The organism is Agarivorans sp. D1326 (assembly GCF_056958115.1).
The window spans coordinates 340,743-364,106 of record NZ_JBTWEN010000001.1; the positions used below are offsets into that span (position 1 = coordinate 340,743).

General features: G+C 44.3%; 20 protein-coding genes. 7 read left to right on the top strand and 13 right to left on the bottom strand.

Features of this window, described 5'->3' with window-relative positions:
• Window positions 1-103: 103 nt before the first annotated feature.
• Entirely contained in the window at window positions 104-832 is a 729-nt protein-coding gene (gene cmoA, locus ACYFDN_RS01465; protein ID WP_472591187.1) for a carboxy-S-adenosyl-L-methionine synthase CmoA, read from the top strand.
• Between the two features lie 59 nt (window positions 833-891).
• Here the strand turns inward: cmoA and ACYFDN_RS01470 are convergent, their stop codons facing one another.
• Both ACYFDN_RS01470 and ACYFDN_RS01475 read right to left on the bottom strand, forming a co-directional pair.
• Window positions 892-1,311 (bottom strand): HIT family protein, encoded by a 420-nt coding sequence (locus ACYFDN_RS01470; protein WP_483509764.1) that lies wholly within the window; start codon window positions 1,309-1,311, stop codon window positions 892-894.
• Window positions 1,312-1,369: 58 nt separating this feature from the next.
• Window positions 1,370-2,809 (bottom strand): hypothetical protein, encoded by a 1,440-nt coding sequence (locus tag ACYFDN_RS01475; protein ID WP_483509765.1) that lies wholly within the window; start codon window positions 2,807-2,809, stop codon window positions 1,370-1,372.
• Between the two features lie 146 nt (window positions 2,810-2,955).
• Between ACYFDN_RS01475 and chrA the strand changes: the two genes are divergently transcribed.
• A complete protein-coding gene (gene chrA, locus ACYFDN_RS01480; RefSeq protein WP_483509766.1) occupies window positions 2,956-4,122 on the top strand; it encodes a chromate efflux transporter in 1,167 nt (388 codons plus the stop codon).
• Between the two features lie 42 nt (window positions 4,123-4,164).
• Here the strand turns inward: chrA and ACYFDN_RS01485 are convergent, their stop codons facing one another.
• The gene (locus ACYFDN_RS01485) at window positions 4,165-6,030 is read right to left on the bottom strand and encodes a methyl-accepting chemotaxis protein (protein WP_483509767.1); all 1,866 of its coding nucleotides are present in this window, start codon (window positions 6,028-6,030) and stop codon (window positions 4,165-4,167) included.
• 108 nt (window positions 6,031-6,138) lie between these two features.
• Between ACYFDN_RS01485 and ACYFDN_RS01490 the strand changes: the two genes are divergently transcribed.
• The 5 genes from ACYFDN_RS01490 (at window position 6,139) to ACYFDN_RS01510 (ending at window position 11,227) form a co-directional block, all read left to right on the top strand.
• Window positions 6,139-6,861 (top strand): hypothetical protein, encoded by a 723-nt coding sequence (locus tag ACYFDN_RS01490; protein ID WP_483509768.1) that lies wholly within the window; start codon window positions 6,139-6,141, stop codon window positions 6,859-6,861.
• A 120-nt stretch (window positions 6,862-6,981) separates the two neighbouring features.
• On the top strand, window positions 6,982-7,956 hold the full coding sequence (cmoB, locus tag ACYFDN_RS01495) for a tRNA 5-methoxyuridine(34)/uridine 5-oxyacetic acid(34) synthase CmoB (protein ID WP_483509769.1): 975 nt from the start codon (window positions 6,982-6,984) through the stop codon (window positions 7,954-7,956).
• A gap of 72 nt (window positions 7,957-8,028) precedes the next feature.
• The gene (locus tag ACYFDN_RS01500) at window positions 8,029-8,742 is read left to right on the top strand and encodes an ATP-dependent zinc protease family protein (RefSeq protein ID WP_483509770.1); all 714 of its coding nucleotides are present in this window, start codon (window positions 8,029-8,031) and stop codon (window positions 8,740-8,742) included.
• Between the two features lie 5 nt (window positions 8,743-8,747).
• The gene (locus tag ACYFDN_RS01505) at window positions 8,748-10,271 is read left to right on the top strand and encodes an inactive transglutaminase family protein (protein WP_040307570.1); all 1,524 of its coding nucleotides are present in this window, start codon (window positions 8,748-8,750) and stop codon (window positions 10,269-10,271) included.
• The gene (locus ACYFDN_RS01510; protein WP_016403408.1) at window positions 10,271-11,227 is read left to right on the top strand and encodes an alpha-L-glutamate ligase-like protein; all 957 of its coding nucleotides are present in this window, start codon (window positions 10,271-10,273) and stop codon (window positions 11,225-11,227) included. The genes ACYFDN_RS01505 and ACYFDN_RS01510 overlap by 1 nt, the downstream gene beginning before the upstream one ends.
• Window positions 11,228-11,302: 75 nt before the next feature.
• Here the strand turns inward: ACYFDN_RS01510 and purF are convergent, their stop codons facing one another.
• The 10 genes from purF to fabB all read right to left on the bottom strand — a co-directional run bounded on the left by purF (window position 11,303) and on the right by fabB (window position 23,259).
• Window positions 11,303-12,826, bottom strand: coding sequence for an amidophosphoribosyltransferase (gene purF / locus ACYFDN_RS01515; RefSeq protein WP_016403409.1), 1,524 nt, complete (start codon window positions 12,824-12,826; stop codon window positions 11,303-11,305).
• A 14-nt stretch (window positions 12,827-12,840) separates the two neighbouring features.
• Window positions 12,841-13,332 carry a CvpA family protein gene (locus ACYFDN_RS01520; protein WP_016403410.1) on the bottom strand — a complete coding sequence of 164 codons (492 nt, stop codon included), beginning with the start codon at window positions 13,330-13,332 and terminating at the stop codon, window positions 12,841-12,843.
• A 77-nt stretch (window positions 13,333-13,409) separates the two neighbouring features.
• Window positions 13,410-13,982 carry an SPOR domain-containing protein gene (locus ACYFDN_RS01525; protein ID WP_483509771.1) on the bottom strand — a complete coding sequence of 191 codons (573 nt, stop codon included), beginning with the start codon at window positions 13,980-13,982 and terminating at the stop codon, window positions 13,410-13,412.
• 2 nt (window positions 13,983-13,984) lie between these two features.
• Window positions 13,985-15,256, bottom strand: coding sequence for a bifunctional tetrahydrofolate synthase/dihydrofolate synthase (gene folC / locus ACYFDN_RS01530; RefSeq protein WP_483509772.1), 1,272 nt, complete (start codon window positions 15,254-15,256; stop codon window positions 13,985-13,987).
• Window position 15,257: 1 nt separating this feature from the next.
• A complete protein-coding gene (gene accD, locus ACYFDN_RS01535; protein WP_152781081.1) occupies window positions 15,258-16,190 on the bottom strand; it encodes an acetyl-CoA carboxylase, carboxyltransferase subunit beta in 933 nt (310 codons plus the stop codon).
• Window positions 16,191-16,324: 134 nt separating this feature from the next.
• The gene (gene truA / locus ACYFDN_RS01540; protein WP_152781083.1) at window positions 16,325-17,113 is read right to left on the bottom strand and encodes a tRNA pseudouridine(38-40) synthase TruA; all 789 of its coding nucleotides are present in this window, start codon (window positions 17,111-17,113) and stop codon (window positions 16,325-16,327) included.
• Between the two features lie 141 nt (window positions 17,114-17,254).
• Complete coding sequence (locus tag ACYFDN_RS01545) at window positions 17,255-19,594, bottom strand: FimV/HubP family polar landmark protein (protein WP_483509773.1); 2,340 nt, start codon at window positions 19,592-19,594, stop codon at window positions 17,255-17,257.
• 184 nt (window positions 19,595-19,778) lie between these two features.
• Window positions 19,779-20,804, bottom strand: coding sequence for an Asd/ArgC dimerization domain-containing protein (locus tag ACYFDN_RS01550; RefSeq protein ID WP_483509774.1), 1,026 nt, complete (start codon window positions 20,802-20,804; stop codon window positions 19,779-19,781).
• Window positions 20,804-21,928, bottom strand: coding sequence for a 4-phosphoerythronate dehydrogenase (locus tag ACYFDN_RS01555; RefSeq protein WP_483509775.1), 1,125 nt, complete (start codon window positions 21,926-21,928; stop codon window positions 20,804-20,806). Before ACYFDN_RS01555 ends, ACYFDN_RS01550 begins: the two co-directional genes overlap by 1 nt.
• A gap of 113 nt (window positions 21,929-22,041) precedes the next feature.
• Entirely contained in the window at window positions 22,042-23,259 is a 1,218-nt protein-coding gene (fabB, locus tag ACYFDN_RS01560) for a beta-ketoacyl-ACP synthase I (protein ID WP_483509776.1), read from the bottom strand.
• Between the last annotated feature and the right edge of the window lie 105 nt (window positions 23,260-23,364).

The following is a 23,364-nucleotide window of genomic DNA, read 5'->3' on the forward strand; positions in this document are numbered from 1 at the left end:
AGGACTTAAATTTGCCAAAGACAAGCAGGAATTTGCTGGTTACAATAGCTCGCTTTACGATTATTAGCGCTTAATTCACACACGTTTTCTACGAGACTCCGCCATGCAAGGCAAAGATAAACTTTTCTCTCAACCCATTACCCAGCTGGGCGAATTTAAATTTGACGATCAAGTTGCGGAAGTATTCCCCGATATGATTCAACGTTCTGTGCCTGGTTACAGCAACATCATTTCCACCATTGGACACTTAACTGAACAGTTCCACCAGCCTAATAGCAAGCTGTATGATTTAGGCTGTTCTTTAGGCGCAGCCACACTTGCGATGCGCCGTGCGGTAAAGAAAGAAAACGTAGAGATTATTGCCGTTGATAACTCCCCTGCCATGGTTGAGCGCTGCCAAAAGCACTTAGATGCTTTTCGTGGCTCTGTGCCAGTTGCCGTTATCTGCGAGGATATTTGCGATATTGAAATAAGTGAGGCGTCTGTAGTAGTACTTAACTTCACTCTGCAGTTTGTTGCCCAAGAGCAACGTTTAACTTTGCTGAAAAAAATCCACAAAGGCATGAAGGCTGGCGGAATATTAATAGTGAGTGAAAAATTTCATTTTAGCCAAGCAAGTATTCAAGGCTTAATTAGCGAACTTCATCTAGATTTCAAGCGAGCCAATGGCTACAGCGAATTAGAAATCAGCCAAAAACGCAGTTCTTTAGACAATGTATTGGTACCAGATACCATAGAGCAACATAAACAACGTTTTGCCGACGCAGGTTTTTCGGCCAGTGAACTTTGGTTTCAATGTTTTAATTTTGGCTCATTGGTAGCCATTAAATAACTTGGTTCTAGTTAGCCAAGCCTGCTCTTAAATAAAGGCAGGCTCTAGCTATCATGTCGTTAACTTGCCAACAAGGCTGAGATTTTATCCGCAAAAGGTTGCAGGCTTTCATTGTCCACCATGTTTCTAGCATGGCTGCGCGCTTCGGCTAAAGAGCCAGGAATAATGTGGAAATGAATATGAGGAACCGTTTGCCCTGCAGCTGCGCCATTAAATTGCACTAAACTCACACCTTCAGCACCCATGGCCTGCTTAACCGCTTTAGCCACTTTTTTCACCGTTTTAATGGTGGCAGCGGCTGCGTCATCAGACAGGTCGAGTAAGGTCTCGGCCGCTTCTTTAGGGATAACTAAGGTGTGGCCATCTGCTTGCGGCATAATATCCATAAACGCCAAGGTGTGTTCATCTTCATAAACTTTTAAGCAGCTCGTTTCTCCACGTAGGATTTTGGCGAAGATATTGTTGTTATCGTAACTCATAGTCTTTATTCCTAAATATTTTATATAGTTAGCAAGGTACTAAAGAAAGTGTAAGGCATTATTGCACACCTAAATCTTCTAACAAGTAAGCTTGGTCAAAATACCGTTCGCCAACAAAGCTTATGGCATGGTCACCAAAGCGACGCAAACTGCCCGGTTGTTTTACTCCCATTGGCCAAAAAAACCAACGCTCCAAGCGTTGCGAGCCATAAACATAGCCCTGTCTATCAAATACGCTTTGTGTCAGATCAGCTTTAGCCAATAGATTTAATTGCTGCCAAGCTAAAGACTGGTATTCAATGGTTTTCAGCTCAGTATTTTCTTCAGCCGGAGCTAATCCCACAATTTGATGTGTATCGGCACTAATGCTAATACGCATTTTAGTTTGAGCATCCACCCTGTGCATCAATACTGGCTCTTGGGCACTATCTTGCAAAGCTTGATAGGGTTGGCCATTTGGTAGCATGAGGGTATACCAGCAGCCACAAAGATGAATACTATCGTAAGCAAGTACCTCTAACTGAGGTGTTAAGTGAATACGAAAAATAACTGCATCGTGCTGCCCTGCCACCCAATCAACAGCGCTAAGTTCAGGGCGCTGCTTAAACCACATAACATAATTAAGTTGAATGGTGGTTTGCTGCTGGTATCTGCCATAGCTAATAAGTGAAAAACTAGTGGCTATATCGGTATCTACTTGCAACTGTTCGCCCTGCCAAGCTGGCTTACCGGGCAGGTTGTCTTTACTCGAATTTTCTATTAGCCACTGTGGCGCAAACTTATTCAGCAAGTGCTGAGCTTGCTGCTCATTACTTAACTGCCCTAAGTGATTAAGGCTTAACGGCATTGCCAAGCCATGTTTAAGTGGTTTGGGGATGTAAAGGACTGCTTGGTCTTGCTTAAACCCAGAATAGACTTTTAGTGAGGCTTGCTGCCAATGCGCTTGTAAGCTCTGCTGTTCTTTTTCAACGGCGCTAGCAAATACTTTGGAGCTAATAGGATAAATGCCAAAAAATTTTGCGGTATCTGAGTAATCATCATCTGGTAATAAGCTTTTAAGCAGTTCTGCGCTTTGTGCTGCTTGAGCTAAATATTGCTGCTTAGCTTGCTCCACACAGCTTTCAATAAAAGTATTTTGTGAATACTCTGGATAACGTTGCTTCCATTCACTCATTTGTTGACTAGTTAGGTTCTGCCACTCTAGCAATAAACCCATTTTAGCGGCATCGCTCATGTAGCTGATAAGATCGTGCTGACCAATATTTGAGCCACTATCTCGCTCACTAATAAAGCTGTAAATAAACCGGTCGTAGCGCAAGCCAGGGTGCTTGGGTATACGCTTGGCATTGAGCGTTCCAACCTCGCTGCTAAGCAAATGGTCTAAGTCAGTTAAGGCCCCTTCGCAAGAATACCGCTCAGGCTTAGTGCTACAAGCTTGCATCAGCAAGATACCGAAAATTAATAGCCAATGCTTTAAAGCATTATTATCACCACTCATGAAAAACGACCTATTCCTTTAATTCGTTTAACGACAATTAAGCTTATTTCACCGCAGCAACTAAGTACATGCTAAACAATTTGCCAGAGGAAATATTCCTGTAACAAAAGCTTCATAAAATCCAATTTTTGCTTATTACATTAAGAATGATGACAGCAATAATAGAAGTATTTACCACCTTTCTTCGCTTGGGTTTAGTCAGTTTTGGTGGCCCAGCTGCGCATATTGGCTTTTTTAAACAAGAGTTTGTTGATAACCGAAACTGGATGAGCCAGCAAGAATATGCAAACTTGGTTGCTTTAAGCCAGTTCCTACCCGGCCCAGGCTCTTCGCAAGTGGGTTTTGCTATAGGTTTGCGCCGAGCCGGAAAGCTAGGTGCAATAGCGGCTTTTATTGGCTTTACCCTGCCCTCAGCAGCCCTCATGACAGCCTTGGCTCTAGCGGCAAGCTATAGCAATAATAATCCCTTAGTGTTGGGGCTAATCGCAGGTTTAAAAATTGCTGCTTTGGTTGTTGTAGTGGATGCTGTTCGCCAAATGTACGGTCAGTTTTGTAGTAATTTATATTTAAGCAGTGCTTGTTTTATCACTGCTTCTGCTTTGTTATTGCTTCCAAATTTAAGTACTCAATTACTGTGTTTGGCTATTGCGGCAATTGCCGGTTTGTTCTTACACAAGAAACTACTCGCGCTTAAGCCCTTAGACCCCAAACAAAATAAACCATCCGGCTCCATTAAACTGCCTTACTTAGTGGCATTTTGTGCTTTGCTTTTACTGGCCTTTTTAGACCTGCCACAGCTAGCGGCCAGCTTTAGCCAATTTTATCAAGCGGGCAGTTGGGTATTTGGTGGTGGTCATGTTGTTCTGCCATTGCTACAACAAACATTAGTTAACGAAGTAAACCAAGAGCAGTTCTTAACCGCCTACGCAGCAGCCCAAGCGGTGCCTGGCCCAATGTTCACTATTGCGAGTTACCTTGGGGCAATAGTCGGTGAACAAAGCCCTATGGTTTATGCCTTAGTTGCCACAATAGCAATTTTTCTACCGGGTTTTCTGTTAGTTTTGGCCTTTGTTGATGCTTGGCAAGCCCTAGCCAATCAGGCTAAGTTCTCTGCTGCAATGCAGATGGTGAACGCGGCAGTAGTTGGTTTACTTGTTGCGGCGCTATATCAACCTATTTTCACCAGCGCTATCCACTCTAACTTAGAAGTAGTATTAGCCTTGTTAGGTTTTTGCTTGTTGCGGGTGTTTAAATTGCCGCTGTATGTAATGTTAATTTGCCTTGGCGGCGCAGGGTTAGTATTTTTGAGTTAAACCAAAAAGGCCTGCTTTCGCAGGCCTTTTAGATTGAAACACCTATATCTTAAACGCGCCCACTTCTTTATGTAACTTGTCAGCAATTTCATCTAACTCGGTCGCTCGCTGCGAGCTACCAGCAGCTTGTTCAGCGAGCTCTAAAGACGCATCTTGAATGCCTTGGGTATTGCGCCCAACCTCTTCGGTGACCGCTCTTTGTTCCTCAGCGGCACTAGAGATCTGCGTGGCCATATCACTAATGTGGGTAATTGAGTTAGTAATATTCTCCAGCATTTCTGCAGCCTTAGTAGCTTCTTCAACACTTATTTTTACTAACTGCTGACTTTCGTCCATGGTTTGAACAGTGCTATGGGTATTGCCCTGCAAACGCTCTAACATCGCTTTAATTTCTTCAGTTGAACTTTGTGTACGTTGCGACAAATTACGTACCTCATCAGCAACAACGGCAAATCCGCGCCCTTGCTCGCCGGCGCGTGCAGCCTCAATAGCAGCATTTAACGCCAATAAGTTGGTTTGTTCAGCAATACCCTGAATAGTCGATAAAATATCGCTAATTTCCTGGGTATTTCGCTCAAGCTCTTGCACGGTTTCTGCCGCACCATCTAGCTGACCAGCCAAGCTATTCACTTGCTGTTGGTTTCGACCAATTAATACTTTGCCTTGCTCACAAGAATCGGCGGATTCACGCGCAGCTTCGGCCGTTTGTTCAGCATTGTTAGCCACTTCATTGGCAGTGGCAGCCATCTCATTAACAGCGGTTGCTACCTGAGTCACTTCAGCTTGCTGGCGCTCTATCTGCAAGTTAGATTCACTGGTTGAATTATTGGTTAGCGCTGCCGCTTGCTGCAATCGGTCTGCGTCTTGGGCGATATCTTTCATCAGCTCATGTAATTGATCGATAAAGCGGTCAACGCCATCTGCTAGCGCGCCTATCTCATCATTACGCTGCATGTTAATTCGCTTGGTTAAATCGCCGTCACCCGATGAGAGCTCACTAATCGCCTCGCCTAAAACTTCAATTGGTTTCAACATCGCAGATATCACTTTAAGCATTACCACAGCAATGATGACAAAAAGAATGACCGCAAAAATCACCGAACTTTGCACCATCGCCTGAACGGGTGCCAATGCCAATTTCTTGTCATAAACAAACATCAAGTACCATTCGGTACCTTCAATTGGGCTTATACTTACAAAGCTATCTTTGCCGCTAACCTGTAATTCACTCAATTCGGCTGTGCGGGCAACTTGCTCAATAAAACTCGCACTAAGCTCGGGAGACAACTCTGTGGCTTTCTTAAGCACCATATTGTTATCACCATGAATCACCACTAAACCTTGCTGGTCAACAATTACCGGATAAACTTGTTCGCTGGCTAGGTTTAACACGCGTTGAGTCACAACATCTAAACCTAAATCACCAGCGTAAACGCCGCCACTGACTCTTTGCGCCACCGATATAACCATTTGCCCAGAGGTGGCATCAACATAAGGGTCCGAAACAAACGAACCATTAGCCTGCGCCCCCTTATACCAAGGTCGGGTTCTTGGATCGTATCCGTCTGGCAGGGTTTCATTCGGGTCGTGCATGGTCATTTCACCTTGGCTGCTGCCAAAGTAAAAATAAATGAAATCGCCACTTTGCTTGGCTTGCACTAAATCAGATACAAAACTTGAAGAATTGGGGTCCGAAGACATCCCTCTTGCAATCGCAAGTTTAGAGTCGAACCACAGGCTTACTTGGTCGGTAGCTGCTTGAGCTAACTGCTTTGCGTCTCCCGCAATATCTAAACGTGTTTCTTGAGATAAGGTTCTTGCTTGGAACCAAGCTTGCACACCACTTAACACCGCTAACAGGATTAAGATTGTTAAGATTAAACGTTGTTTAATCGATAAATTACCCATCAATTACCCCTTGCCAGCTTCCTGCTGTGTTTATTGTTGACCATTTGTCTTGTTACTTAGAATTTGTGCTAGCATCATTGTGTTCACACTAACCCTATGTATTTAATTATGATTTTTATAGAAAAAGTTTTAGCGTCAGTTGTGTTGCTTAGCTTTAGCGTTCAAGTTCAGGCCACTGTGCAAGTGGAGCAACTGGATTATGACTCACTGCTCATCAATGATTGTTCTCAGTCTGCTGTCACCATAAGCGCTACTCAGTCATCGGTGATGACTCGGCTTGAGACGCTTTCAGCTAAAGCGCGCTCTACAATTAATGATAGTATCTTGGTGGCTACTCTTCCCTCTTTAAATATCGACGCACAGCAACAAAACTATAGAACTTATTCACCTAACAACAAAAAGATAAACTTCAATTCAAGTAAAAGTGCTCACTTCCCCATATCTTACGCTTGGCAAGAGCAAAGTTTTGAATGGTTTAGCGCTTATAATTCTAACCAAAGCCAGCTAAAACCGGCCCCCTACTTAGCACTTGCCCGATATCAAGGGCAAACGCTGGCACTAGCAAGTATCAGTAGCCATGATAACCAACAGCTACTTAGCGCTTTAAGTGATGATTTCATCGCTCAACGCAGCCCTTTAGTTTTATTTGTTAGAACGCACGAGCCGCTAAATAACTCCGCTATCAAGGCATTTCACCAGCTGGGCATGCGCCTTCACTTTAAAGATCAACTCATCATCGCAAGCAAAGCTATAGATGCCTGTGATAGCGGCAATTGGAGAGATGAAAACGGGCATAGTATAAATTGGATAAAAATCGACAAGGTGAATTAGAACAATTAGTGAACAAATGCCCGTTTTAGCTAAGTATCTTTAGCGCTTTATCACCAAAAAGCGCTAAAGCTTGCTACAATTAGCCGCATATACCTTCGTAATATCAAGCTCTTGTAACCAATGATAGACTTCTCTGACTTTTACCAAATAATTGCCAAAAATCGCCTTAAGCATTGGCTTTATACACTGCCCGCTCAATTAGGTGATTGGCAAAAAGAACATGCTCATGGCGACTTCCCACGCTGGCAGCGTGTACTTAATAAATTCCCTCAACAAACAACTGCTCACATAGAACTTAAAGATAAAGTCAGTATTGGTAAAGCCGAAGAAATGCCTGAAGGTGAGCGTAAAAAAATTGAGAATTTACTGCGCCACTTACACCCTTGGCGTAAAGGCCCATTTGATGTTTATGGGATTAATATCGACACAGAATGGCGTTCCGATTGGAAGTGGGAGCGCATCCGTAACCATATCTCTCCACTTAAACATCGCTATGTATTAGACGTGGGTTGTGGCAGCGGTTATCACATGTGGCGAATGCTAGGAGATGATGCAGAGTTTGTAGTAGGCATCGACCCTTCAACCCTATTCCTCATGCAATTTGAAGCCATTCGCAATTTTGCCAACAATGACCAACGCGTTCACTTGTTGCCTTTAGGTATTCAAGAGCTCCCTAAATTGCGCGCCTTTGATACGGTATTTTCGATGGGAGTGCTTTATCATCGCCGCTCACCAATGGACCACCTTATTCAATTAAAAGAACAACTGCATAAAGGTGGAGAGTTAGTACTTGAAACCTTGGTTGTTGATGGCGACGAAAACCAAGTACTAGTGCCTGCTGGCCGGTACGGGAAAATGCCCAATGTTTGGTTTTTGCCAAGTACCGCAGCCTTAAAATTATGGCTAGAAAAAGTCGGCTTTGTTGATGTACGAATTGTCGATATTGACGTTACCTCAACCAAAGAACAAAGAAGTACCTCATGGATGACTCACGAGTCACTCGAAGACTACTTAGACCCAAATGATAATTCGAAAACTGTAGAAGGGCTACCGGCTCCCAAACGTGCTGTTTTAATTGCAATTAATCCAGACTAAACAGTTTTCATACGCTATGCTAAAACAAACACTTAAACCGCAGTTTTTACTTTTGCCTAATGGATTTGAACTATGAAAAAGCTTTCGATAATTTCATTGTCTCTTGCACTTACCGCTTGTGCGAGCCAACAAGCCTCTCAATCTAACGACCAAACTCTAGAACAATTATCAGCGCTTTCGGCTCAGCAGACTTCAGTGTTAAGCCAATGTGAGTCAATTTCTGAGCAACTAGAAGCTCAACAACAACGTTTTGATCAGCTTGAAGATAAAGTGGTAGCAATAGCCCCAGTGCCAGTTGCGACTTCCAAATCAACCCCACAGAGCTGCAGCAAGCAAACAAGCTACAAGCTTGGCAACAAAACCGTGTTAGGTGAATCTGAATGGGTAAGCTTAGAAGGGCAAAAGAATGCCTTCCAAGCACGTATTGATACTGGTGCGGCAACGTCATCACTTAATGCCACCGACATTGTGAAATTTGAACGTGATGGTAAGAACTGGGTACGTTTTAACATGCGCCACAATACGCTTGATAGCGATATCATTGTAGAGCGCCCAGTAGTGCGCACTGCAGAAGTCACTCAATCATCAACCAACAAAGTAGATAAACGCCCAGTTGTTTCGATGTTAGTTAAATTAGGTCCAATTTCAGAAAAGACCCAATTTACCCTAACCGACCGCAACCACCTTAGTTACCCAGTGCTACTAGGACGTAGCTTTCTAAAAGATATAAGTGTGGTAGATATAAGCCAAAAGTTTACCCAAGCGAAGCCGACATTTAAGGATTAATGCCCATGAGTTCTCGCAATATATTTTACTTTATTGTCACCCTGTGCATGCTGATAGGAATAAGCATGACACTCTACCGCCATGTTCAATTTGAAGTGCCTTGGTTTCCTGGCGAAAAGCGCCAGATTTGGTCAATTGAAGCCAAGGTAGAATTTGATGCCAAAGGCGAAAGCGTTGAAGCAGTACTTGCTTTACCATTAACCCAACGTGGCTATACACGTATTCATGAATCAACAGCGTCATTAGCTTATGGCTTATCTTTTGTAAACGACCAAGATAATCCTCGCGCCATCTGGACTAAGCGCACAGCCGACGGCCATCAAGAGATGTACTATAAAGTAGACTTCTTGGTTGACCCTAAAGCGGCAGATATTTATCAGCCGAAGATGCCTGATACACCGTTTACCGAATATCCAGAACCCTACTTCACCGCTGCTAATCACTTAGCTAAGCAAGCCGAAGAAGTTTCAGCTGATGCCTATAGCTTTACTCGCGAGTTAATTAAAGCTCTAACCGGTGAAACTGCCAGTAAAAGCCAAAATACGGGTTTAATTTTAGATTACAAACCTAAAAACCGTTTAGTGGTAGACCTACTAAATAATGCCGATGTGCCTGCACGTATTGTTCGAGGCTTACAGCTAGAAGATGGCCGCCGCCGTCAAGGCATTACTGAATACATTCAGGTTTTTAAAGACGAAAATGACTGGCAGATTTTTGATTTAGCAACCGGAACTCAAGGCCGGCCAGACAACACCCTATTGTGGGAATACAATGGCAATAGCTTGCTAGAAGTTGTTGGCGGTAAAGACTCACAAGTGACTTTCTCAATGTTACTGGTTGAGCAAAGTGCCCAATCAGCCGTTGCCCCTAAAATCAGCGAAGCTGATTTTCTTAACTTCTCAATTGATAGCTTACCTTTAGAAGAGCAAGCGCTATTTAAAGGCATTTTGCTTATTCCAATTGGCGTATTAATGGTGGTTTTGCTACGTGTACTTGTTGGCCTTAAAACCTCGGGTACCTTTATGCCAGTGCTAATCGCCATGGCATTTATGCAAACCTCACTAATGACTGGTTTAATCGGATTCCTACTGGTAGTTGGAACAGGCCTAGTGATTCGTGGCTACCTCTCCCATCTGAATTTGCTGCTGGTATCGCGAATATCCGCGGTGATTATTACGGTGATCGGTATTATCTCTATCTTCAGCGTAATGAGTTTTAAAGTAGGCTTAACGGAAGGTTTGAAAATCACCTTCTTCCCAATGATTATTCTTTCGTGGACCATCGAACGGATGTCGGTGCTGTGGGAAGAAGAAGGCCCTAAAGAAGTAGTGATGCAGGGTGGCGGTAGTTTACTAGTAGCCGTTCTCGCCTTCCTAGCGATGAACAACGAATACGTTCGCCACTTAACCTTTAACTTCATGGGCATTCAATTCATTGTACTAGGTATTATTTTGATTCTTGGTAACTACACTGGATACCGCCTATTAGAACTACGTCGCTTTAAGCCTCTCGCGGATAAGGAGGGCTAATGCTTAGTCAATTCACTAGCCCTTTTAAACTTGCCCGCAAGGGCATCATGGGGATGAACCAACGCAACACTGGCTATATCGCCCGGTACAACCCGCGTAAACTTTATCCACTAGTCGACAATAAACTTAAAACCAAGATCATTGCTCAGCGAGATGATGTCACCATACCAGCACTTATTGGCGTAGTGCGCACTCAACATGATATTCAATCAATCATTCCCTTACTGCACAAACACCCTGGCTTTGTGATAAAGCCTGCTAAAGGTTCTGGTGGCAAAGGTATATTGGTTATTACTAAGCAAGAGTCTGGGGTGTTTTTTAAACCCAGTGGAGCACCCGCGCATGAAGAAGATGTGAAGCGTCATTGCTCAAACATCTTAGCCGGTTTGTTCTCACTTGGCGGCAGCCCCGATGTTGCAGTAATTGAAGCGCTAATTGAGTTTGACTCTTGTTTTGATGGGTTTAGCTTTGAAGGTGTGCCAGATGTTCGGGTAATCGTTTTTCAGGGTTACCCGGTGATGGCAATGATGCGCCTGTCTACAGCAGCTTCAGACGGTAAGGCTAACCTACACCAAGGCGCTGTAGGTGTTGGTATCGATATCGGTTCAGGGCGAGCTTTACATGCAGTTCAATTTGATAGGCCGATAGAAAAACACCCTGATACAGACCGACCGCTTAAAGAATTAGTGGTTCCTCATTGGCAGCGCTTGCTTGAACTAGCATCTAGTTGTTATGAGATGTCGGGGATGGGTTATTTGGGTACCGACATGGTATTGGATAAATCGAATGGCCCAATGCTGTTAGAACTTAATGCCCGACCAGGCCTGGCTATTCAAATAGCCAATGGCGAAGGTATTTTGCCTCGTCTTAAACTTGTAGAAAAGATCATTGCCGAAGGCATTGAACGCAATCCGCTCGAGCGAGTTGAGTTCAGTAAAACTGAATTTTCTAGGTAGATTTGCACTTAAGAGCAGAACAAAAAAGCACCCATAATGGGTGCTTTTTTTTATTCTAGAGCAATATCAAAAGGATTAGCTACCTTCGTTATGCAACTCTAGGTTTGCTACTTCTTCGTGAGCCTGAACAGCCTTTGCATCATTGTTACGTAGCTGATCCAAATAGTTCAAGTAGTCTTGGTCAATATCGTTAGTTACATATTTCCCGTTGAATACTGAAGTTTCAAAAGTTTGGATCTCAGGGTTACTTTCACGACAAGCCACAATTAGGTCTTCTAAGTCTTGGAAAATAAGACCGTCAGCGCCAATCAACTGGCAAATTTCGTCAACTTCGCGGCCATGAGCAACCAACTCGTTAGCCGAAGGCATATCAATACCATATACGTTCGGGAAACGGATTTCAGGAGACGCTGAAGCAAAGTAAACTTTGTTTGCACCTGCTTCACGAGCCATTTCAATAATCTGCTCAGAAGTAGTACCACGAACAATCGAGTCGTCAACTAACAGTACGTTTTTGCCTTTAAACTCTACATCAATCGCGTTCAATTTACGGCGAACCGATTTACGACGCTGAGTTTGACCCGGCATAATAAAGGTACGGCCAATGTAGCGGTTTTTAACGAAACCTTGGCGATACGGTAAATCAAGATGCATGGCAATTTGTAAAGCCGTGTCACAGGATGTCTCAGGAATTGGGATCACTACATCAATATCTAAATCATCCCATTCGCGAGCAATTTTCTCGCCTAACTTGGTGCCCATGTTAACGCGTGCACCGTATACCGAGATTTTATCGATAATTGAATCAGGACGAGCAAAGTATACATACTCAAAAATACACGGATTGTGAGCCGCATTTTCGGCACATTGCTGAGTGAATAACTGACCATCTTCAGTTACGTACACCGCTTCACCTGGCGCAACGCTGCGCACAAACTCAAAACCAACTGCATCAAGTGCAACACTTTCTGATGCCACCATGTATTCCATTTTCTCTGGATTTTCATCGCTGGTTTTCTTACCCAGTACCAAAGGACGAATACCGTTAGGGTCACGGAATGCCACCATACCTTGGCCAATGATTAACGCAGCTACGGCGTAAGCACCACGAATTTTCTTGTGTACACGGCTAACCGCGGTGAACACTTGTTTTTCGCATAACTCATCTTCCACTATGCTATCTAGCTCATGGGCCAGTACATTAAGCAGCACTTCTGAATCAGAAGTAGTGTTGATGTGACGTCGAGCGCGCTTAGCCATCTCTTCGCGTAACTCTTTAGCATTGGTTAAGTTGCCATTGTGCGCCAAAGCTAAACCAAAAGGAGAGTTAACATAAAAAGGCTGAGCTTCTGCTGCACTAGAGCTACCCGCGGTTGGATAACGCACGTGACCAATACCCAAATTACCACGTAAACGCTGCATGTGTTTAACTTCAAACACATCTCTTACCAATCCGTTGGCTTTGCGTTGTTTAAACATACCTTCGGTAATAGTAACGATACCCGCAGCATCCTGACCACGATGCTGTAAAACTGTTAGCGCATCATAAATCGCTTGGTTAACGGGACTAGCACCGACAATGCCGACAATACCACACATGAAGCTTTTCCTTATTAAGATTGGTAGTTATGTAAAAAACTAGAAGAATCTTTTAAAAACTCAAAAAACCATTGAACAATCACGGTGAATTCGGGAATCAATAACGACCCTTTCCACCATGAGGATTCTGGAAAACCGGTAAACGACAATACAAACAGCAAAGCGCTTACCACTAATGCCCCTCGGATAGCCCCAAAACAGATCCCCAGTACCCTATCGGTACCGGTTAAACCCGTTGAGTTGACCAAGTGACTAAATAAGTAATTAACCAGCGCACCAAGTACAAGGGTGGCTATAAACAGCAAAACAATGGCTACGCCACTGCGATAATAGGGATTTTCAATGAGAGTGAAGTAACTGGATAGGTCGTGATAAAACTGCGATGCGATGAAAAAAGCCGCTACCCAAGAGACCAGCGACAGGGCCTCTTTAACGAAGCCGCGAACCAAGCTAATTAATGCCGACAATACTATTACGCCGATGATGACGTAGTCTACCCAAGCCATAAATTTTCTACTTGTTGAAAAACGCTGCGAATTCTACCAGAAACAAAAATAAAATGCGTGCTTGTATTTTTTCATACTTACTTAAACAAAGGATCAAACTCGCGAATTTTTCCGCTTAAGCCTGTGAGTTCCTTCAATTTACTTTGTTGCTGTTCTAATGTTTTTTTAGATACATTGGGCCCTACAAACACTCTATTTAGCTCCCCTTCTACAGCAGGCTCTGGGTATGAGTGAGCTTGAAAACCGGCTTCTCTTAGCTTTGCAACCAAACGCGTAACATTTTGAGAGTTTTTAAACGTGCCCAGTTGAACAATATAGGCCGGCTTAGCAAATTCAAGCTGTGGTGCATCCACTGGCTCAATGGCTGGCTTTGTTTCACTAACTGTCGAAGTGCTCGTTGCCTGTTCCGAATTAGCTGCTTGCTTTGTGCTACTTTCATCGTCTGCAATATCAGTAGCGACCAACTCTTGCTCATTGGGCAAGTCGATAAGCAGAGGGGGGAGTGAGTCAACTTTTGGCGCAAAAGGGATCGCATTGAACTCTTCTTCAACTCGCGTTTTTTTACCATCAAGAATATCAGGAATAATAATTACTCCCAACGCGACTAAGAAGATGGTGCCCACTAAGCGGTTTTTAAACTGTGCAGTCAATGTTAACTCTCTGCTGTTGCTGAAGAAGACAATTCTAATATCTCGGCCACGGTAAAAAAAGAACCAAACACAATTAACATGGCGTTATCGTCTAATAGTTTGAGGGCAGCAGAATAAGCCTGAGCCAATTGCGGATAACGAGTTAAGCTTGCTTGAGAAGCTAAGCAACTCGCCAATGCACTACCGTCGTCACCACGAGGTCCAGCTAAACCGCTAATATGCCATTGTTCTACCATGCCAACTAAAGGTTGTACCGACTGTTGCATATCTTTATCACCCAGCATCGCGCACAGTGCAATAATTTTACGGCCATTAGCTAGCGAGGGTAATTGAGATGCTAAGTAGTTAGCAGACTGCGGATTATGTGCCACATCTACCACGACCAATGGCTTGTCAGAAATGACTTGCAAGCGACCAGCAAGCTGCCACTCTTTGATTGCTTTAGACAAATAGGCGCTAGGTATTTCAAGCCCAAGGTGTTCTAAGGTAGCAATAGCAGTGCCCGCATTCACTAAAGGCAAACGGGGATAAGGCAGACCTTGGTAGTTCAATTTTACGCCACGATAAGCCCAGCTATCCGCCTCTTTTTCCAGCTGATATTCTTTCCCAGCGGCTAGTTGATTACAGTTGAGTTGTGCAGAACACTCCAAGACGCTGGCAACTATATTGCTGTCCCCTACTACCACTTTACCGTTTTCACGAAATATACCGGCTTTCTCGCGACCAATTTGCTGTATGTCGTCACCCAACCAATCTACATGGTCAACTGCAACGGTTGTAACCACACTCACATCAGGCTCAACAATATTGGTAGCATCTAAACGTCCGCCCAAGCCGACTTCTAAAATGACATAATCCAAAGGCTGCTGGGTAAACATCCAAACGGCAGCAAGCGTACCAAACTCAAAATAACTTAAACTGGTTTCTTGGCGAAGCTCTTCAATGGCAGAAAATGACTGGCAAAATGCATCGGCTTCGGGCAGTTGACCGTTTATTCTGACTCGCTCTCGATAATCCAGGATATGTGGTGAGCTATAAACACCGACTTGATACCCTTGCGCAACCAATATCTGTTCAAGTAGCGCGCAGGTAGACCCTTTACCATTGGTGCCGGCCACCGTAATCACCGTAGCATCTAAATGGCGTAGTTTTGCGTAGTCAGCCACTTTGGCAACCCGCTCTAAACCTAAATCAATCGCGCTATGATGCTGAGCTTCTAAATAACAAAGCCAGTCTGCAAGAGACCGGCTTTGAGCTTCTTTCTTAGACGACATATTATTCTTTTTCGTTGGCAGAAATAGTCGGTCCTAAATCTTCATCAGCATCGATGGGCTCAACCAACACCTCGGTATCCGTGCTTACAATGCCCATCATTTTTGAAGCCATTCCAGCAATGCGGTCACGCATGTTACGGCGGTCAATAATGATGTCGATAGCGCCTTTCTCGAGCAAAAACTCACTGCGCTGGAATCCTTCAGGTAGTTTCTCGCGAACGGTTTGTTCAATAACGCGAGGACCAGCAAAACCAATTAAGGCTTTTGGCTCGGCAATATTAATATCACCCAGCATTGCAAAGCTGGCAGATACACCGCCCATGGTCGGATCCGTAAGCACTGAGAAATAAGGTAAACCTTTTTCACGCATTTTAGCCAACGCTGCCGAGGTTTTCGCCATTTGCATTAGCGAGAACAAAGCTTCTTGCATGCGCGCACCACCACTGGCGGAAAAACAAATCAAGGCGCGGTTTTCTGCTAAGCACTTATCTACTGCGGCTACAAAGCGTGCTCCCACTACCGAGCCCATAGAGCCACCCATATAGGCAAACTCAAAGGCACAAGCCACTACAGGCAAACCCTTCAGCTCACCTTTCATTACTACTAATGCGTCTTTTTCACCAGTATTGCGCTGAGCGCTGGCAATACGGTCTTTGTATTTTTTGCTGTCTTTAAACTTAAGCTTATCGCGAGGCTCTAGCTCTGCCGCTAATTCTTCACGACCATCTTGGTCTAAGAAGGCTTCTAAGCGGTCACGAGCACCAATCCGCATATGGTGGTCACACTTGGGACAAACATTGTGGTTACGTTCTACCTCTGCACGGTATAAAGTTTGCTCGCAGGAAGCACACTTGGTCCATACACCTTCTGGAATATTGCGTCGCTTACCAGAAGCACTTTTACTTTTCGGAAGAATTTTCTCTAACCAACTCATCGGGAACCTTACTTCTCAATAGGCGATAAAATCGCCGTGATAACAGAATGCATTGAATGGCGGCAATTAAACCACAATTGGCCAAAATATTTTACATAAAACTGGTCTAACCCTTCATTATCGTACAGTTTTTTTTAACTTGCTGGCAAAAACAACGGTCCGATGGGCAAATTCGGTAAGTCAAATTCTTCGGGATAATCCACTTGAACTAAATACAAACCAGCCGCTTTGGCAGTGGCTGCAGCTTGAGCGCGATCTTTTACTGCCAATAACTCAGCAATCCATTCTACTGGTCGCTCTTGCTGGCCCACTTTCAATAAACTACCAACAATATTTCTAACCATGTGATGCACAAAAGCATTGGCTTTAATGTCCACCACTACATAATCGTTGTAGCGGCTTACTTTTAGATGTTCAACTCGGCGGAATGGACTGCGGCTTTGACACTGCACAGCACGAAAAGAGGTGAAGTCTTGTTCCCCAAGCAGTGCTTGCCCTGCTTGTTCCATCAACTCTATATCTAGCGGCTGATGATAAAAGCTCAAGCCTTGATTAAGGATTGCTGGGCGAAATCGGCTGTTATAGATAACGTAGCGATAGCGGCGGGCAGTAGCGCTAAAACGCGCATGAAATTGGTCGCTAACCGGTTTAGCCCAGCGCACGGCAACATTTTTTGGCATGTTAGCATTTACGCCTAATGTCCAAGCCGCCATTTTGCGCTCAACGGGCGAATCAAAATGCACTACTTGTCCGGTTGCATGGACGCCGGCATCGGTTCTACCTGCACATTGAACCTCGATCGGGCTATTAGCCACGATAGATAGGCTAGATTCTAATTCTTGCTGGATTGATTGAACGTCTCGTTGGCGTTGCCAACCAAAATATCCGGCACCATCATATTCGATGCCTAAAGCGATGCGCATAAATTACCACTGATTGTATCTTTGGCGGCTATGATAAAAAAATGACAGCACAAAGTCACCGCTTTATCAGCACCCTCTGTTGAATAGCAGATACAAAAAAGGCAGTGATAAGATCACTGCCTTTTTCCGTATAACTAAGTTTTAGCTAAAGCGAGAAAGTAACTCCTCGGCTTCTTTCTTCAAACTTTTGTCTTCGCTAATTAGCACTTCTTGAAGAATTTTCTTAGCGCCGTCTTGATCGTCGATCTCCAAATAGGCTCTCGCTAAATCAAGCTTGGAAGCCATTTCGGCATTTGCGTCAACATCAACGGCAGGTTGCTCTTGCGGTAATACATCTGGGAACGAATCAAGCTCTACGTCCAAACTTGGGCTGTCGTATGGATCAGCTTCGTCAGTACTGTCTTCGTCTGCATCATTTAAAAGCATATCGATGTCGACAAATTCTCGTTCTTCGATGTCGCTACGAGAAGGAAGTTCATCTTGCTCAGTTGCTTCAGCATTTTCATTGAAAGCATCTGAACCAAAACTGGCAAACATGCTATCAATGTCATCATCAGAAACTTCATCTTCTTTATCTTCTTTATCGTCACTAAGCGAATCTGTGGATAGCTCAGGCGTTTCTTCCTCGGCCAGAGGCTCGAGCGCTAGGTCTTCAAGCTCGCTTTCAAAATCACCAATATCGGTAACGTTATCGGCAACTGCTTCAGCAGCTTCCTCCGCAGCCTCAATAGATGGATCTTCAAGTTCCAGTTCGGTTAAATCAACAAAGTCATCATCTAGGTCAAAGGCTTCTGGCTCTTCGACAGCAGAAGTTTCAGACTCTGCAGCGTCACTTACTTCTTCAGCAGCACTTAATGCTGCTAAGTCAGCAGCGGCGTCTTCAAGCGTTCCTGACTCACCTTCTAAATTCTCAAACTCATCTTCTAGGCTAGCAGTTGGGTCTTCAAGCGTAGTTAACTCGTCTTCGTCTAGTTCTGCTGATAAATCAATGTTGTCTAAATCGACTTTTTCTTGCTCACTAACTTCCGATAACTCTGCTTCCATTTCTTGCTGCTGTTTAAGCGCATCTTCAAATGAAAGCTCATCATTATCAGCCGGGCCTTCTTCGCTCACTTCAAACAAGTCTTCCTCGTCGTCCATGGCTAAGGCAGCGGCAAGGTCATCGGCACTAATTACCGCATCTGGATCTTCTTCCGCTGGGCTTTCTTCCTCAAGTGCATCATCTAGTGAGGGAACAAGGTCGTCAGATTCAAAGGCATCTAAAGCCGCCATTTCACTGTCGTCTAAAGAAATCTCACTAATCGGGTCAGCTTCTTCTTGCGCAGCGGCAAAGTCTTCAAAGCTAGCTTCTTCAATTTCGGGCTCTAAATCATCGGTATCATCTTCAAACGATTCAGGCTCTGGGATCGTTTCATCAACGCTTAGATCTGGCTCATCTTCTTCAAACTGACTATTTAAGTCTTCGGTTTGTTCATCTTCAGGCTCTAAGTTGTCGCTAAATAGCTGTGAAAACTCATCATTTTCATCATCCATCATATTGATGGTTGATTCAGCCATTTCCTTATCTTGCTCTTCTAGCTCTTTTTTGGCCTTACGTCTAAACAGCAAGGTAATCACTAGTGCAATAAGCAGAATTGGAATAAAAATCACTAAGCCAATATTTAATGGTGAAGAAAAGAAGCCCGAGCTGCTTTCTTTGTCCATCTCACTGGCGTCAATTTTTGGTTTTTCTAGCAGTTGCAATATTTGAGTTTGATTGCGACGGTTTTCGTTTAACTCTTCACGAATACTGGCGAGCTCGTCACTTAGCTCTTGAATGCGCATTTTCATGCGATGGTTTACTTCAGCCAAACCTACCATCTGCTGGCTAGATTCATCCATTTGCTGTTTTAATACATCAAACTCTTGGCGTTTTAACTGCTCTAGCTCGTCAATTCTGGTTTCTAGGCGATCACGTAAGGAGTCTAAATCTTTTTGGGTTTTTTCTAAGGCTCCGGCATCTGCCATTGGGCGAGCGGGAGTAACCGCTTTAGGTGTAGCAACTGGCGTAGTCGTGGTGGTAGTTGTTTGTGCCGCCGGCTTATTTACAACCACTTTAGTGGTTTTCTTCGGCGCTAAGGCTCTTACTGCAGCTTGATGGTTAACCGCTTGCGCTTCTTCAAGCGTAGGAAGCGAAAGGTAGCTACCGTTGATAATGGAATTAATATTGCCGTTATTAAAGGCTTGAGGGTTTTTGTTCAATATTGCGAACATCATTTGATACACGCTGATTGAACGGGAAGGACGATTTAAACTCGCAATAGCCCATAAAGTGTCATTGCTGCGCACCGGCCCATATGTTTGTTGTTCAGGTTCACCAACAACTTCGTCTGGCCCCACTAACTCAACATAAAAGGTACCCGTTTCTTGTGCGATGGCTGTACTGAGAGTTGAAAATGATAAAACAGCCGACAATGCAACGAGGGAAATCTTCCGCCCCATAGTTTTTCCTTGTTTTCTTCCTGGAGACTGAATCGCTTCAATCCTTTGTTATTGCTTTAATATAACCAGCTAACAATCAGCGATCTAGCGAAACAACTAACAGTTTACGCCTAGATCGCATTTTACTACGCTTTTCCTCAACTAGAGTTATCGGCGCATTGACAATTATCTAAACATAATTCGCTTAAATATATTGTTTTATTAAAGTTTCTGCGATTAAAGCGGCGTTCGCTACCACACCTGATTGCGGGTTATTGGCCATTAAAGTTAAGTTAACACCATTTTCTGTATTTGGATTTTGGCGTAAACGGCTTAGGACTATTGATTCGCTGTTTGCAATGTTACTTACCGGCGTAACCAGTTCACCCTCTACCAGTTCAAAGGCTTGGTGGTTCGATAACCATTCTTTTATGCTTAGCAAATCCAAGGAATAGGTTCCGTACAAATGCAGTGACAAAGTATCGCCGTAGAATACCGGAACATGTTGCGCACTTACATTGATGTTAAGCTCAGGAGACTGCAACATAGCTCGACACTGTTCACTTAACTCAGCCTCAAATTGGCTAGCACCCAGCAATGCTTCCTCGCCCTGCTCTGGCAATAGGTTAAACGCGAGTTGTTGAGCAAACAGTTTAGGCTCAACCGGCAAACCGTTTAGCAAACGCGCGGTTTGTCCTGCTAGCTCATCGACACCCGGCTTGCCTTTATTTGCCGCGCTCAGCATGGCATTTACTTCTACTCGCTCTAACTCAACATCTTGTTGGATTATGTGCAGTAGCAAGGCTAATTGTCCGGCTAAACTACTTGGGCAATTTAACCAACGCTCAGACAAACCTTCAGCCACTTGTTCAGGGTTAACCGCGGCATGCACCCATGAATAAGCTTCTTGGTTGGCATGCGCCATGTCGATAATTACACAACCAAGTTGGCGGGCCTGTTCAGCCATATCAACGGCTGCTTCTTCACTAGAGAGCAACCAAGCTACACTCACTTCCGACCAGTTAACTAACGGTGCCTCAGCAATTTCAAGGCTTTGACCTTGCCACTTTAAGCGACTTTCCTGCTCTTCTTCGTCGAGCTCTTCTGCTACGTCGATGTTTAAAGGAAAAATCTGCGCAGCAGGAAACTCTCTTTGCTCTAGTAGGCTTAGCAACTGCTGACTTTGCTCACTTTCTGCGCCGATAATTGCGACATTATGAAACTGTTGCATTACTTGTTCTCTTGAATGTTAAAGCCAAGCGCACCTAGGTTTGCTTGCTTATGTTGATTAACCACCTGCAGCGCAGAAAACTCTCTGCGTTGCGGATAAAATTTGCGGAGCTTATCAAACCCTGAAGGGCTTGCTCCATGCTGGCGAAAACGGCGATCGTCAGCAAAAATGTTGTAAACCAGTTGGGTCAATTTTGTTAGCTGAGAATCACTTAGCTCCCCTTTGAGGGTGATCTGCGAAAACTCAGGCACAGGTAACAACTGCTCACTTAAATCGTTAGCTTCAATCTTTAATGCTTGGCACATGGCTTGGTACACCATACTGGTACCACGCATTTTCCCCTCTAAGCTATAACCAGCAATATGCGGAGTGGCAATAAAGGCATACTTCACTAGCGGCTCAAGTATAGTGGGTTCACCTTCCCATACGTCCAATACCAATAGCGGTGATTTCCCTTGCGCTGCAAATTCTAGCAAGGCTTGGTTATCTATGACTTCCCCACGGCAAGCATTAACTAAAATCTGCTCTGGTGTGAGTTTGCTAAGTACCTGTTGATTAAACAGGTGGTATGTTGGGTGCTTACCAGTTTTAGTTGATGGTACATGTAAACTAATAACGTCTGCACCAAGTACCTGCTCAAAGCTAACCGAATTAGCAAGAACTCCTTGCTCGGCAAGCGGTGGATCATAAAGCGTTACTTGCATACCTAAAGCTGCAGCACGCTTTGCCACTTGTGACCCTGTATTTCCGGCACCAACAATCGCAATGGTTTTTCCAGCTAGTGATTGCTGGCGATACTCAGCGGCAGCTAACAAAGCAGTCGCTACATACTCCCCTACAGCAATCGCATTGCAGCCTGGAGCGCTAGCAAAAGCAATGCCTCGCTCAGCTAAATAGTTTTGCTCTACATGTTCGGTGCCAATGGTGGCGGTACCAACAAACTTTAGTTTGTTGGCTTGAGAAAGTAGCTGCTGATTAACCTTGGTCACTGAGCGGACTAATAAGGCGTCAGCATCAACTAACAGCTGCGGCTGCATAGTTCGGCCATCTACAGCTACTACTTCACCGTGTTGGCTTAAAATTTGTTGAGCAAAGGGGATATTTTCGTCGACAACTATCTTCATTGCGTATGCTATTGGAGGCTACCTAATTTTTGAGGTGGGGAATCTTACCACGCGTTATAAATTCCATAAAAAAAAAAGCTGCCCAAAGGCAGCTTTTTTCAAACAAAATTGATTTAGTCTTGGAAACGTTCGATTACAAGCGTGGCGTTAGTACCACCAAACCCAAAGCTGTTAGACATTACGCGATTTAACTTCGCGCTCTTGGCTTCATTAGCCACAATGTTCAAACCTTCGGCTTTTTCATCCAAGTTATTAATGTTAATGCTTGGTGCAACGAAGTCATTTTCCATCATCAGCAACGAGTAAATTGCTTCGTGAACACCAGCCGCGCCTAATGCGTGACCAGTCATCGCTTTAGTTGCGCTAATTAATGGGCTGTTGCCACCAAACACTTCTTGAATTGCGCCCAACTCTTTCACATCGCCTACCGGCGTTGAAGTACCATGGGTATTTACGTAATCGATGTCACCTTCTAGCCCTTGCATAGCTTGGCGCATACAGCGCACTGCGCCCTCACCAGATGGCGCAACCATATCGAAACCATCAGACGTTGCACCATAACCCACTACTTCACCGTAGATTTTAGCACCACGAGCAAGCGCATGCTCAAGCTCTTCAACCACAACCATACCGCCGCCACCAGAGATAACAAAACCATCGCGGTCTGCATCATAAGTACGTGAGGCAAGCTCTGGGTTGTCGTTGTATTTAGTCGACAATGCACCCATAGCATCAAATTCCATGGCTAGGGTCCAGTGAAGCTCTTCACCGCCACCAGCAAAAACAACGTCTTGCTTGCCTAATTGAATCAGCTCTAAAGCATGGCCAATACAGTGAGCACTGGTTGCACAAGCGCTGCTAATTGAATAGTTAACACCTTTAATTTTAAACGGTGTCGCTAAGCAAGCAGAGGTGGTGCTCGACATGGTTCTAGGTACCATGTAAGGGCCAACACGACGCACGCCTTTGGCGCGTAAAATATCAGCTGCTTCCACTTGGTTTTTAGACGACGCACCGCCAGAGCCAACAACTAAACCGGTGCGCTCGTTTGATACTAAGTCTTCGCCTAGCTTGGCATCTTCAATAGCTTGTTGCATTGAAAGGTAAGAAAATGCTGCAGCGTCGCCCATGAAGCGCATGGTTTTGCGATCAACATGCTCAGCAGGGTTAATTTTTAAATCACCCCATACTTGGCTACGTAAGTTTTGCTCGGCAAACTCAGGTGAATGGGTAATTCCCGATTTACCTGCTTGTAAGGATGCTAATACTTCTTCTTTATTGTTACCGATACTAGATATAATGCCTAGCCCGGTGATAACTGCTCTTTTCATCAGATGGTCTCACGGGTTGTATTTGCTGCTATGTTACCGATTTTGCAGCCTAATCTGGTCGGATGAGAGTACACGTGTACGCTTAAATTTTCTAGTAAAACTCGA